This is a genomic window from Thalassospira sp. CH_XMU1420-2 (assembly GCF_037029325.1).
Lineage (GTDB): Bacteria > Pseudomonadota > Alphaproteobacteria > Rhodospirillales > Thalassospiraceae > Thalassospira > Thalassospira povalilytica.
In genome coordinates this window covers 24013-37504 of sequence record NZ_JAYMEG010000004.1, presented here as the reverse complement: position 1 = coordinate 37504, position 13492 = coordinate 24013, and the positions used below count along the sequence as shown (strand labels likewise).

The following is a 13492-nucleotide window of genomic DNA, read 5'->3' as shown; positions in this document are numbered from 1 at the left end:
TAAGTTAAACTGACAAGTGCGAAAGCCCAACCAGACGTATGCCTGGTTGGGTTCAATATCCAGCCGATGCGGCGTTACGTTAGAAATTGCCGCTAAAAGTCAGTATGGCGGTTCGTCCTGGTGCCGGGGCGAATGTTCCGCCTGTCCCCTGCACATAGGCTTCATCAAGCATGTTGTTCACCGCAAATCTCAGTGTGAGGTTTTCGTTGATTTCATATGAGCTGTAGAAATCAAACACCCGGTACTTGAAATACTTCGAGACGATCGAGGACGAGTTGCTGCTGCCAAAGTTATCCTGCGGATAAACAAATGAAGCTCGCATTCCAAGAACCAGGTCCTGATCAAACAGTCTGAACCCGCCATCAACCGTGTATTTTCGCTTTGGAATTGCATAAATCCCGAAAAGCCGATCAGCGGTCCCGTAATTTACATCGCTGTAGGAAAGATAGGTTGCACCCAATTGCGTATAGTTTACCGCAGCAAAGGGATCATATGCTGTGTCGAGAACATATGGGTTGTGGTTGCCTGACAGATCGGTATCGGAGATCGAAATCGTACCACCGAGATAGAATTCTCCAGCATCGTAAGACAGCTCGGCTTCGGTACCATTGATATATACCGGGTCAGTCAAATTGACGATTGCCTCGGCCTCGACAGAAGTATTCGTGATAACCCCAAGGTTCGTCCTTTTTGGAGTTGGCTGCGGGACATTGGCCAAGGTGATGTAGTTATCAATTGCGGTCCGATAGTAAGCAACCTTTGCCCTGAACCCGTCGCCTTGGCGAAGCACATTGTCAAAGCTGAAGTTGACACCAACTTCTTTCGTCTCGCTTTCTTCGGGCTTCAGGTTTGCGTTGGAGTAAAACGGCAACCCGGCATTGTCACCGATATGATCGCCCTTGATCATTGATTCCATGATGGTTGGGGCACGCATGTTCCGGCGATAATTTGCAAATAGCTGAATTCCCGAAGTCACATTGAAACTGGCGCCAACCGATGGCGAAAACGCATCTTCGCTGAGATCAATGTTCAGTGGTGTGCCACCATCCTCACACAGGTTGGCGGAGTTCTGTTCCTCGCACCAATAGGAATCGCCGGTCAGTGAGTACCGGTCATAGCGAAGGCCGCCCCGGAGCTCGAACATGTTGTCAAAGTCATAAGTGGCGGCGACAAAGCCCCCGGAAACGTCGCGTTCGCCAGCTGGCGTGCCACCTTCAATTTCATATGCAGCACCCGCGCCACCAAGACCGCCAAGCTCGGCACTTGTTTTGGCCTTGTCCTGAAAATACTCGACACCGTAATCAAGACCGAGATGACTGGAGACATCGCTGCTCAGGTCAAAGTCAAAGCTGCTGCTGTTTGACACCTCACCACCCAACGTATCGAGCGTATATTGGTTATCAAAGGAGTCCGTCGTGACGGCACCGCCGGCATTGTATCGCGCTGGTCGGAACTGATGGTTCTGTGTCCTTGTCCAGTAGACGCCGCTATTCATGGCAATCAGGTCTGATTCCGGGTTCCAGACATGCTTAGCGGTTACGGTATGAACGTCAGTTTTATTGTGGTCCTGATAGTTGTTCGTCGAATCACTCGACTTTGTGTATGAAGTGCTGCTTCCGACGTAACCAAGATTTATCTCCTGATCTTCCGTCAGAAAAAGGTTCGCCTTCACCAGACCCGATGTTTGCCGGACATAACTGTATTCCGGACGCGAACTGTAAACATCGACATACTTTGGTGTGCTATCGATTTCCTGATAAAGGCCCGGGTTATGCGTCCCCGGGCGATAGTCTCCGACGACTTTTCGGCTCACTGCGGCAGATAGATCAAACTTTGGCGAAACACGTGCACCAACGGCAACATCACCCGCAAAGTCATACTGGTTTGTACCGCGGCTAAGATTGACTTTGCCGCCCCATTCCTCGTCTGGATCGACAATATCCTGCGTATTGAGCGTCCGCATGGTAACGATACCGGCAGATGTACCCGCACCACCATTCTTGGCCAAATCAGACTTCTCGACCTCAACCTGGGCCAGAAGTGCCGGATCGACATAAACACGTGATGCCGTGCCATGGGTCAGCTGATTGTAGTTCTGACGCGCACCATCAATATTGACGTTTACCCGGCCCATTTCCTGCTGACCACGCACATTGACTGTCAGACCAGGATCTTGCGCATCGTTTGCAACATCCACACCGGCAACATTGTTGAAAATCTCGCGTGCTTCACGTACTGGCGCTTTGCGCATGCTTTGCTGGGTGATGACCGATACCGAACCCGGGGTGGAGTACACTTCATCGGGAACCCCGTTTGGCCCCAATGCACGATTTGTGGCAGTGACGATCACCGGCAAGGTTTGCGCGCCATTTTCCCCCGATATGTCCGATGCCGGGATAATTACCGAGATGGTTGTACCGTTAAGCACGACCCACTGAAACGGGGTCTGCGATGTCAGGATATCAAGCGCAGCAGATGGCGACATGGCGCCTTTTACGGCCGGGCTGATTGTGCTTTCGGGCAATACGCCATCAACAACAACATCAATCCCGGAAATACGCGAAAAGGCAACCAGCGCCGCACCTATCGGCTGGGCTGCAATATCGAAGTCATAGATTTCGGAAGACAGCTTGACCTGTGCGACTTCCTCGGTCTGCACAACTGTCGCATTATCCTGCATTTGCGCCATTGCTCCGACAGACATCATCGCGATCATGGCACTGCCGATTGCAGTGGCAGTGACAAAACGTACTCCCCCCAAGGAAGTAGCAGCAGGCAGTTTTTTGTTGGCCGCGAACATCGTGCGACCGCCCCCGTTAGACAGCATTTCATTCTTCTCCTGATTTCACGAAATGCAAATGCATCGCATTCGTTTTTCGTTACTTTCTGAGACGAAGTGAAAATTCATTTATCTGAAAATAAATGGTTTTTTATGAAAATAATTTTTATTCGCATTAAATAGCCTGCGCCAAGAGGCACGCAAAGAGACACACCACGACGTCAGGCGGCGCGAATAACCGTCAGATAGTCGGTAAACTGGTCAATCTTTAGCGACAAGGCACCTGCAAGGGTTGGCAATACGTCGCGGGTGCGATCAAGATCAACACTCATGGTTACCTTGCGACTGGCGACATGGTCGCCAATGACAATGATCTTTCCTGATTGCCAGCGTTCAAGAATGCGCGCCACATCCCCCAGCTTGTCGCCAACAAAGACAAGCCGGCCATCACGCCAGGCAAGGGCATTGGCGATATTGACATCATGAACCGCGCCCATTTTTCCATCATGATAAGTGACCGCCTGTCCCCCCGATACCAGTCGGGCCTGATCGGCGAGTTTCACCGCAACACTGCCTTGTTCAACTGTGACAGTCGTCTGATCATCGTATCGGGCCACATCAAAACTGCCGCCACGCGACCAGCTTCTTGCACCGGACGCAGCAACAAAGAAATCACGATTGCCTTTGCTGTGATCAAACCAGACTTCGCCTTCATGCAGTTCAACACCTGCAAGACCCTGTCCCGATACAAGCGACATGGTTGTCCCGCTTGCCAAAAGTGCCCTCATGCCGCCGGGTAAAGTGAGTTCCCGCCGTTCACCGGTTGCCGTTCGGAAATCGGCTGCTGGATGATAACGCTGCACACCCCAACCGGTCGCCAGAATACCGGCCACGACAGTGCCGCCCAAAAAGGCGCGCCGTCCGACCTTGTTATTGGCCGCCAGATGCAGACTTGAACTGCCGCTCCACAGCCGCTCCACCTCGTTAAAGGCCGTCATGTTGCGTGGGTCTTTTTCAATCCAGGACGCAAATGCGCGGCGGTCTTCTTCGGTTTCACTGCCATCAAGAAGCAGCGCAAACCAGTACGCAGCCTGTTCTGTAGGCGTCTGGAAGCCACTGTCCGGGTTTGGAAAACGGGTCATATCAGCATGTCTGTCAATTACATGAATGCGGATGATCCCGTCCAGAATCCATGGGCAAAGAGACGGGCTCAATCATAGGACGAACGGGATTTGGATTTATCTGATTGCAGATCTGTTTTTTTCGTCCTGCTCCATCGCTTCCTTTACGATGGTAAGCGCCTTGACCATGCGGCTGAACGCTGTCTGGCTTGGAATGCCGAGTTTTTTGCCGATATCGACATAGGTTTCCCCGCCCACACGCGCCAGGATGAAAACGTCACGCAAATGGCGCGGCAAAGCATCAAGAGCGGTCTGCAACCGGCGGAGCTCCTGCCTTGACCAAGCGATTTGTTCCGGATTTGGGGCGTCATCTGCAATCAGTTCAAACGCCATATCCGGATCGGACACAAATGACAGGATCCGTTCACGGCGGAAATGATCGATCACCAGATTATTGGCAGTCCGATACAGGTAAGACTGCGCAAAACGCTGTTCGGGCAAAGATGGCGTTGCCACGACGCGTAAAAAGGTGTCCTGAACAATGTCATCGGCAAGATGCCACGACAATTTTCGGCGCTGGACAAATTGATGCAACCGGCGCCGATAGGTTCTGAACAATGTATTGACATCCCAGTGTGTCACGGCCTGGACCTCTGGCTGTTTTCGCCTGTATATGCGCCGGAAAAGTGCGGCGTTTGGCGCGGCATTGTTGTGACTTCAAGTCATTAACGCACTTGTTTTATCGCACATGACAATCATTCGCAATATTTTGTTATATTTCTGTACGTGAGTATAAGTCAAAACTGCAATTTAAGATTGCCGCTTTTCCGATCATCATCGGCGTCCGGCCTTTGGATATGGAAATGCCCGACGCATCGATTACGAACGCCGGGCATTGATCAAATCCGAACCGGATCAGCAGGCAAACCTGTATGTCAGACCTGACGCGGCTTGCGACGGAACCGCAGATAGTTGCATTTCTTGCCCTGGCGAAGGGCTTTTTGTTCGTAACGGGTTTTGACCCAGTCCTCGGGCGGGCTGCGCCAGTCATCCGGGCCTTCGGCCAACCATTCAAAGTCGGGATGGTTGTGCATATGCTGCAAGGTCCACGAGATATATTGCATATCGTCACTGGCCACCCGGAATTCCGCGCCGTCTTTTAACAACCGTGCCAAAAGTGCCAGGTTTTTGGGCCCGATAAAGCGACGTTCGGCGTGACGTTTCTTTGGCCAGGGATCAGGGAACAACAGAAACGCGCGATCAAAGCAGGCATCAACCAGCTTATAAAGAAGCGGGCGCGAATCATCGGCCACCACACGGACATTTCCAAGGCCGCGCTCATCCAGATGGCGCAGCAGGCTGCCAACCCCATCCATGAAGGGTTCCGCCCCGATGATCCCGATATTCGGATTGGCCTCGGCCTGACCGGCAAGATGCTCGCCGCCGCCAAATCCGATTTCAAGCCACAGCTGATCCGGATCACCATCAAAATAGCTTTTGGGATCGACCCCTGCGACGTCCGGATAGCTGATCCCGATTTTCGGCAGCATGGTGTCAACCAGCGCCTTGCGGGAATCCTTGAGCGGTCGGCTTCCGCGGCGGCCATAGAAATTCGGGCGATCAGGTGTCGGAATCGGGCGTTCTTTGTTGCGCATGGTCGTATCAGTTGATCAGGGTCGGGACAAACTCGGTCAAAGTGACAGATCCGCAAGGCGAAACATGTCACGTAAATCAAAACGGGCGGCCCGAACATCCGGGTCGCCCGCCTCATATCATGTCGTGCGCATTTGGCAAATCGCACTTTTGCAATGCTGCTGCCTGATGATCAGGCGCCGAATGCCGATTTCAGTTCACCCACAAGGTCGGTACGCTCCCAGGAGAAGCCACCATCTGCGGTCGGCTGACGGCCAAAGTGACCATAAGCAGAGGACGGGGTGTAAATCGGACGGCACAGCGAAAGATGTTCACGAATGCCACGCGGGCTGAGATCCATCAACTGACGCAAGGTCGCGCCAAGCTTAAGCTCGTCAACATTGCCGGTATCGTGGTTGTTGACATACAGAGCCAGCGGCTTGGACACGCCAATCGCATAGGCAAGCTGAATGGTGCAACGTTCTGCCAGACCGGCAGCAACCACGTTTTTGGCAAGGTAACGCGCAGCATAGGCTGCCGAACGGTCAACCTTGGTCGGGTCTTTCCCCGAAAACGCGCCACCACCGTGCGGTGCGGCACCGCCATAGGTGTCGACAATGATTTTACGTCCGGTCAGACCGGCATCCCCATCGGGACCACCAATGACGAAACGACCCGTCGGGTTGATATAGATTTCATCAGCAGCCGGCATCCAGCCTTCCGGAAGGGCAGCTTCGATATAGGGCAGAACCAGGCCGCGGACATCTTCCTGCGACAGGCCTTCGGCATGCTGGGTCGAAACCACAACCGACGTTGCGCCAACCGGTTTGCCATCGACGTAACGCAGGGTTACCTGGCTTTTGGCATCCGGGCCGAACTGGGCTGCTTTGCCGGAATGACGATCTTCGGCCATTGCGCGCAGAATACGGTGCGAGAACTGGATCGGTGCCGGCATCAGTTCATCGGTTTCGTTACATGCGTAACCGAACATGATGCCCTGGTCACCGGCGCCAAGGTCCTTCTCACCAGCGGAATCCACACCCTGTGCGATGTCAGCAGACTGTTCATGCACGTGGCATTCGATTTCGGCTGTTTCCCAATGGAAACCGTCCTGCTCATAACCGATCGCGCGGATGGCTTCGCGCGCTTTTTCGATCATGACGTCTTTGGTCACGCTTTCAGGACCGCGCACCTCACCGGCAAGAACCACACGGTTGGTGGTCGCAAGCGTTTCAACGGCAACGCGCGAATCTTCATCAGCAGCAAGGAACGCATCAACGATGGAATCGGAAATGCGGTCACAAACCTTGTCCGGATGACCTTCCGAGACGGATTCACTGGTAAAAAGATATTCGGAAAGAGACATTAAGACCTTCTCCGGTAATGGGTTTCCAAAACTGGACCGGAGGGCTCTCAACACCGGGTTGGTGTCGATAGCGCCCACTTAGCCTTTTTTTGTGTGGTGGCAAGCGGTCCAAATCCGTCCACAAATCTCTGCCGCTATGACGGCTGCATGACGCTTTTGCCTGATCGGTTTTTACAGGTCAAGCATCATTGACGCAAAATGGTAACCGGAAAATTGCATAGCCAGACCACCCGATTGCGCAGAAAGAAAAGGCGCATCCCGTCATCCACGAAATGCGCCTTCTTTAACGGCTTGTCAAAGCGCGATTATTTCTGGTCGGCATCGCCGGCCTGCAAGGCCCCCATCGACTTGACCAGTTCGAAGATTTTCTTGCGCTGGTTGGGGTCGGTGATCCGGTAATAGGCACGAACCAGCTCAAGGGTCTCGCGACGGTTCATCGGATCATTGTCAAACGGATCCGGGCTTTCGGACATTTCGCGACGTTCATGGACCGATTTCGATGAAATTTCATCAGGCATATCGTCAAAGAAGAACGAAACCGGTACTTCAAGAACACGCGACAAATCATACAGGCGCGATGCGCCAACACGGTTTGCACCGCGTTCATATTTCTGGACCTGCTGGAATGTAAGGCCGATTGCCTCACCCAGCTTTTCCTGGCTCATGCCAAGCAGGGTACGACGCAGACGGACGCGTGCGCCAACGTGAATATCAACAGGATTCGGTTTACCACTGGCAGTCCGGCCACGACCGCGACCACGGGTGTTTTTCACCATCGCGCTATCATCCTTGGGCGACATTGTTTTTTCCTTCTCTCACTCCGACCTACCCGTCCTTATTAACAGGGACAATTTGTGGACGGTTCGGTGCCTTTAACAGCCGCCTAGAGGGATTTTAATCGACGATTATATCCCATAACGAGAACGGCAAAGAAGGTAACAATACCGTAAAATAGAATATCACGCCACAAATAATATACTGTAGTATGGTTTTTATCACTCAAAAGTGGGTGAACCATGATATTACTTGCACTTAAGGGCAGGTCGGCCAGTTTACGCCCGTAGGAGTCGAAGAAAACCGATACTCCGGTATAGGCCGCACGCACCAAAGGAAGCCCTTCTTCAACCGCACGAAAACGTGCGGCTGCCATATGCTGATATGGGCCCGCGCTTTTGCCAAACCAACCGTCATTGGTAACATTCAACAACCAGTCGGGACGATTATCAGGATCGGTCACCGCACCGGGGAAAATCACCTCATAGCAAATCAGCGGTGAAAATCCCGGCAGGCCATGCACGGACAAGGTCTGCGGACCGGGTCCGGCTGAAAAATCCGTCCGTCCGGCCGTCAGCTTGGGAAATGGCAGGATCGATCGGAACGGGACATATTCGCCAAACGGCACAAGATGGAATTTATCAAAACTTGCAACAATGCGCGCCGATGCATCAATCACCTGAATGGAGTTCCAGACCTTGTATTCATCGGTATCGCGCGGATAGGTGCGCGGGGCACCGGTGATCAGGATATCATCAGGCCCAAGAGTCTCGGCCATCTGCATGCGCGCGACATCCTGGGTTTCGACAAAAAACGTTGCCGCTGTTTCCGGCCAGATCACAATGCGTTTGCGCGCCGGATCCAAACCCGCGGGACGGCGCGACATTTCAACCAGCTTGGTGAAATGCTGACGCTGCAATTCCGGACGCCATTTGTCTTTTTGCGGAATGTTTGGTTGCACGATCTGAACAACCGGCACGTCAGACGGCAATTCCGACAATGGCAGGGTCGAGCTGTCCGGCCCCGCAAGTGACAGGCGCACAGCACCGCCGCCCCACAGCAAAACAGCAATCAAAACACCACCAAAAGCGGCCATTTTGCCACGGCGCCCGCCAACCACCGCGGCAGGAAGGGTCGCAAATAGCGCCGTCACAAACGAAAGGCCATAGACCCCGACAACCGATGCAAATTGCATCGGCGCAGCATCAATTGCCCAGACGTGACCCAGAAGATTCCAGGGAAATCCGGTCAAAAGATGCCCGCGCAAATACTCCGCCACCGCCCAGAACACGGCAAGCAATACCGCACGACGCACCAGCCCGTCTGTCAGGCGCCACGAAGCCCAGACCGCAACCATCGGAAAGATCGCCAGTCCGCCACCAAGCCCCGCAAGTGCAAAGGGGATCATCCAGCCGTAAATTTCCGGCTGCACCAGAAACGCGTGACTGACCCAATAAAACCCGGCGGCAAAATGCCCGGTGCCAAACCACCAGCCCGCCGAAAGCGCGCCTTTGTTGCAACGGACCCCTTCCAGGCTCCACAACAGAATGGCAAAACTGATCGGCAAAACCGGAATAAAAAAGAAGGGCGGCAGCGCCAAAACCGCAACCGCCCCGGAAAGCAACCAGACAAAACGCCTGCGCCAGCCTGAAAGTCCGGCCAGGCGCGTCGCCATCGTCTTAATCATCCGTTTTTTCCTGATTTTTGGTGTCTTCGGCCGGGGCTTGAACTTCGCGGCGCACCATATGGATTCGCAACCGGCGAATTCTGCGCGGGTCTGCATCAAGGACTTCGAACTGAATGCCGCTTGGATGTTCGATCAGCTCACCACGCGCGGGAACCCGCCCGGCCAGCGAAAAGACAAGCCCGCCAAGCGTATCGATATCTTCGTCTTCATCCTCGTCCAGCAGACTGAAAGACAGTTTTTCTTCCAGATCCTCGACCTCAAACCGTGCATCGGCGATGTAACAGCCGTCCGAGAGCCGGATCAGTTTCGGCGTCTGGTCGATATCGTGTTCATCATCGATTTCGCCAACGATTTCCTCAACCAGATCCTCAATGGTGATCAGGCCGTCGATCCCGCCAAATTCATCAACCACCAGCGCCATATGCGTTCGCGACAACCGCATTTCCGACAAAAGATCAAGAACGCGGATTGCGGGCGACACAAACAGAACCCGGCGCAAAAGCGCCTGAAGGCTGAATTCACGACCCGCTGCAACACAGCCCAGAACATCCTTGATATGAACCATGCCGGCAATATCGTCGAGCGTATCCCCATAGACCGGAAGGCGCGAATGGGCCTTTTTGACCATCACCTCGACCAGCGCTTCAAGTTCGATGGTTTTGGGAACAGCCACAATATCGGCACGCGGAATCATGACGTCTTCTGCCGTCATGTCACGCAGAGCAATGATATTTTCAAACAGGGAACGTTCGTGCAGCGAGACCGGTTCGTCGTCTTCTTCGGTCCGCTCAGCCAGTTCTTCAAGCGTATCGGAAAGAGAGGCCTCGCCATTGCGCGGCTTGCCACGCCGGAGCCCGAGGGCAGAGGCCACATTATCCCATAAGGAGCCGTTCTCGGTCTCCTGATTTGCATCCTCGCCGTTGCGAGGGCGCGTACTGTCGTGGTCGTCGTCGCGTTGACTTATGTCGTTCATGGGTCGGTTTCGACATCCTTTGATTCAAAAAAAGCCTTACGGCTAAACCGGCTCGTCTTCAATCGGTTCATAGGGATCATCAATCCCGAGTCCGGCAAGAATTTGACGTTCAAGTTCTTCCATCTCTTCGGCTTCATCATCAACCATATGATCGTAGCCGACAAGATGCAGCGTGCCATGAACGGCAAGATGAACAAGATGATTTTTCAGCGACTTGTTCTGCTCGACCGCTTCGCGCGCACAGGTTTCCCGTGCAATCACAATATCACCAAGCATCAGCGGCATATCCGGGGCCATCATGAAAGCATCCGCATCATCGGCACTTTCAAGGGCGGCAAAGGACAGAACATTGGTCGGTTTGTCCTTGTCGCGATAGTCGCGATTAAGGATGCGCACCGACGCATCATCAGATAAACGCACCCCGACCTCGATCACCGGGGCCACAGACAAAAGCGACGCCCCGTCCCCTTCATCAGGGGTTCCGTCGGTCGGATGCGCGTCATCATCCCAAAGCGCACCATCGTCAAGCGCGCCATCAAGGGCCGCAATAATCGCAGCCTCGATCGCGGCTATTTCTTCTTGCTGCCAGTCGCCTGCTTCGACCTCAAGATCAAGATCAAGCGGTGCCGTCATGGTCGGTTTCCTTGTTTGCGCTATCCTTTTCGCCGCGATAGCTCTTTTTCAGCCGATCGCGCAGCGCATCGGCCGCGTCATAGGCCTGAACGATCTTGGTCACCAGATGATGGCGTACAACATCGCGCTGATCAAATTTGACCGTCGCCACCCCTTTGACATCGCCAATGGTCTCAAGCGCGTCACGCAGCCCCGATTTGGTGCCATCGGGCAAGTCGATCTGGGTCATGTCCCCGGTCACCACCATGCGTGATCCTTCCCCAAGACGGGTAAGGAACATCTTCATCTGCATCGGGGTGGTGTTCTGGGCTTCGTCCAGAATGACAAAAGCATGCGAAAGCGTCCGGCCACGCATGAAGGCCAGCGGGGCAACTTCGATCTCGCCGCTTTCCATGCGCTTGATCACGACATCCCCCGGAAGCGTGTCATGCAACGCGTCATAAAGCGGGCGCAGATACGGATCGACCTTGTCTTTCAGATCACCGGGCAAGAAGCCAAGCCGTTCGCCGGCCTCGACCGCCGGACGCGACAGGATGATGCGATCCACCTGACCCAGGATGAAGGCCTGAACCGCCATCACCACCGCCAAATAGGTCTTGCCGGTACCGGCCGGCCCGATACCAAAGATCAGTTCGTTATCAAGAATCGCCTCGACATAATCCTTCTGGCGCTTGGAACGCGGCGAAATACGACGCTTCTTGGTCTGGATGGTCAGGCGCGATCCGCCAAACATATCCTTGGTCTGTCCATTCCAGGGATCGGCATCATCAGGTTCGGAAAGACGAATGGCACCGTCGACTGTTTCGACATCGATATGTTCGATTTCCTTGTCACGCAGACGCGCATAAAGCTGCGACAGCACCTTTTTGGCCTGGGCAACCTTGGCAGGTTCACCATTAAGCATCACGACAAGGCCGCGGCTTGAAACCTGCACGCCGGTGCGTTCGGACAATCGCGTCAGGTTCTCTGCCTGCGGCCCGTATAAAAGCTGGGCCAGCGCATTGTCCTGAAACTCGATCTTATCGGAATCCTTGGGGGCGTGTTTAACTTTGGTGGTGGGATTGTTCTTTGTCGGGGTGCCGCTCACGCAACGTTCCTTTCCGATTTCTGGCCGTTTGTGGTGGCATCGACCAGTTCGCCGCCAAGGGAATTAGGCAGCGCTTCCGTGATTTTCAACCGAACGATCTGACCAAGTGCCGATTCCGGCAGGCCGGAAACATGGACCGGCTGCATATAGGGGCTTTTCCCAACCAGCTGGCCTTCATATTTGCCACGCCGTTCAAGCAGCACATCCATTTCCTTGCCGACAGAATTGCGGTTGAACTCAAGCTGTTGCTCGGCCAGCAGCGCCTGAAGGCGCATGATCCGTTCGGTTTTGACTTTTTCGGGCACCTGCAATTCCATTGCCGATGCCGGGGTACCCGGGCGCGGGCTGTATTTGAAGCTGAAAGCCTGAATGAAGGTGACATCGCGCACGATATCCATCGTGTCTTCGAAATCCTTGTCCGATTCACCGGGGAAACCGACAATGAAGTCCGATGACAATGCCAGATCCGGGCAGGCATCCTTGAGCCGTTTGGCAATTTCGCGGTAATCGGCGTTTGTATGTTTGCGGTTCATTGCCTGCAAAACGCGATCTCCGCCCGCCTGAACCGGCAAATGCAGGAACGGCATCAGCTTTTTGATGTCCCGGTGCGCAGAAATCAGATCATCATCCACATCGCGCGGATGGGATGTGGTGTAGCGAATGCGATCAAGCCCATCAATTTCGGCCAGCTCACGCAACAGACGTCCAAGCGTCCATTCACCACCATTCGGCGCTTCACCGTGATAGGCGTTCACATTCTGGCCGAGCAGGGTCAGTTCACGCGTGCCATGCGCAACAAGCTGACGGGCTTCGTTGATAACATCCATGGCCGGGCGTGAATATTCCGCCCCGCGGGTATAGGGCACGACACAAAACGTACAGAATTTGTCACAGCCTTCCTGAATGGCCAGAAACGCCGAATATCCCTGACTTGAAACCTGTGCGGGCAGGTGGTCGAATTTTTCCTCGGCCGGGAAATCGGTATCAATGATCCGGTTGCGGCCAATCGCACGGTTGGCACGTGCCACCATTTCCGGCAAGCGATGATAGGTCTGCGGGCCAAACACCATATCGACCATCGGTTCGCGCCGCATCAGCTCGGCCCCTTCGGCCTGGGCAACGCAACCGGCAACAGCAACAATCATCTTGTCACCGCCATTGGCTTCTTTGGCTTCCTTGTGCTTGCGCACGCGTCCAAGATCGGAAAACACCTTTTCTGCGGCTTTTTCACGAATATGACAGGTATTGAGTATCACCATATCCGCGCCCTCGGCGCTGTCGACCGACTGGTACCCCAGCGGCGCCAGGACGTCCTGCATGCGCTGGCTGTCATAGACATTCATCTGACAGCCATAGGTTTTTACAAAAAGTTTCTTCGGTTCAGTCACGTAAGATCCGTTTCGCTCTCTCAAAACGCCGAAAAGCGGTGTGAATAAGTCA

11 protein-coding genes are annotated in these 13492 nt (G+C 54.1%); all 11 read right to left on the bottom strand.

Translation table 11 applies throughout. The annotated features are described in order from the left end of the window. Positions 1-79: 79 nt before the first annotated feature. Positions 80-2827 (bottom strand): TonB-dependent receptor, encoded by a 2748-nt coding sequence (locus tag WA429_RS13945; protein ID WP_287464610.1) that lies wholly within the window; start codon positions 2825-2827, stop codon positions 80-82. A 173-nt stretch (positions 2828-3000) separates the two neighbouring features. After that, a complete protein-coding gene (locus WA429_RS13940; RefSeq protein WP_206926424.1) occupies positions 3001-3921 on the bottom strand; it encodes a FecR family protein in 921 nt (306 codons plus the stop codon). Between the two features lie 96 nt (positions 3922-4017). Next, on the bottom strand, positions 4018-4542 hold the full coding sequence (locus WA429_RS13935; RefSeq protein WP_286889065.1) for an RNA polymerase sigma factor: 525 nt from the start codon (positions 4540-4542) through the stop codon (positions 4018-4020). Positions 4543-4835: 293 nt separating this feature from the next. Then, positions 4836-5555, bottom strand: coding sequence for a tRNA (guanine(46)-N(7))-methyltransferase TrmB (trmB, locus tag WA429_RS13930; RefSeq protein WP_206926425.1), 720 nt, complete (start codon positions 5553-5555; stop codon positions 4836-4838). 170 nt (positions 5556-5725) lie between these two features. Next, positions 5726-6898: a methionine adenosyltransferase gene (gene metK / locus WA429_RS13925; RefSeq protein WP_101246759.1), complete on the bottom strand. Its 1173-nt coding sequence runs from the start codon at positions 6896-6898 to the stop codon at positions 5726-5728. A gap of 305 nt (positions 6899-7203) precedes the next feature. Beyond that, positions 7204-7674 carry a helix-turn-helix domain-containing protein gene (locus WA429_RS13920; protein WP_101247029.1) on the bottom strand — a complete coding sequence of 157 codons (471 nt, stop codon included), beginning with the start codon at positions 7672-7674 and terminating at the stop codon, positions 7204-7206. Positions 7675-7781: 107 nt separating this feature from the next. Next, on the bottom strand, positions 7782-9359 hold the full coding sequence (gene lnt, locus WA429_RS13915) for an apolipoprotein N-acyltransferase (RefSeq protein ID WP_287464609.1): 1578 nt from the start codon (positions 9357-9359) through the stop codon (positions 7782-7784). Next, complete coding sequence (locus tag WA429_RS13910) at positions 9352-10332, bottom strand: hemolysin family protein (protein ID WP_101246757.1); 981 nt, start codon at positions 10330-10332, stop codon at positions 9352-9354. Before WA429_RS13910 ends, lnt begins: the two co-directional genes overlap by 8 nt. 42 nt (positions 10333-10374) lie before the next feature. Continuing rightward, positions 10375-10965 carry an rRNA maturation RNase YbeY gene (gene ybeY, locus WA429_RS13905; protein WP_101246756.1) on the bottom strand — a complete coding sequence of 197 codons (591 nt, stop codon included), beginning with the start codon at positions 10963-10965 and terminating at the stop codon, positions 10375-10377. Then, positions 10949-12052, bottom strand: coding sequence for a PhoH family protein (locus tag WA429_RS13900; RefSeq protein ID WP_287464608.1), 1104 nt, complete (start codon positions 12050-12052; stop codon positions 10949-10951). The genes ybeY and WA429_RS13900 overlap by 17 nt, the downstream gene beginning before the upstream one ends. Then, the gene (miaB, locus tag WA429_RS13895) at positions 12049-13440 is read right to left on the bottom strand and encodes a tRNA (N6-isopentenyl adenosine(37)-C2)-methylthiotransferase MiaB (protein WP_228194926.1); all 1392 of its coding nucleotides are present in this window, start codon (positions 13438-13440) and stop codon (positions 12049-12051) included. The genes WA429_RS13900 and miaB overlap by 4 nt, the downstream gene beginning before the upstream one ends. Positions 13441-13492 lie beyond the last annotated feature (52 nt).

What these genes read in the sequence shown, in the direction of transcription:
- WA429_RS13945 (WP_287464610.1), bottom strand. Translation starts at nt 2,827, where the DNA reads ATGCTGTCTAACGGGGGCGGTCGCACGATGTTCGCGGCCAACAAAAAA.
- WA429_RS13940 (WP_206926424.1), bottom strand. Translation starts at nt 3,921, where the DNA reads ATGACCCGTTTTCCAAACCCGGACAGTGGCTTCCAGACGCCTACAGAA.
- trmB (WP_206926425.1), bottom strand. Translation starts at nt 5,555, where the DNA reads ATGCGCAACAAAGAACGCCCGATTCCGACACCTGATCGCCCGAATTTC.
- metK (WP_101246759.1), bottom strand. Translation starts at nt 6,898, where the DNA reads ATGTCTCTTTCCGAATATCTTTTTACCAGTGAATCCGTCTCGGAAGGT.
- WA429_RS13920 (WP_101247029.1), bottom strand. Translation starts at nt 7,674, where the DNA reads ATGGTGAAAAACACCCGTGGTCGCGGTCGTGGCCGGACTGCCAGTGGT.
- lnt (WP_287464609.1), bottom strand. Translation starts at nt 9,359, where the DNA reads ATGATTAAGACGATGGCGACGCGCCTGGCCGGACTTTCAGGCTGGCGC.
- WA429_RS13910 (WP_101246757.1), bottom strand. Translation starts at nt 10,332, where the DNA reads ATGAACGACATAAGTCAACGCGACGACGACCACGACAGTACGCGCCCT.
- ybeY (WP_101246756.1), bottom strand. Translation starts at nt 10,965, where the DNA reads ATGACGGCACCGCTTGATCTTGATCTTGAGGTCGAAGCAGGCGACTGG.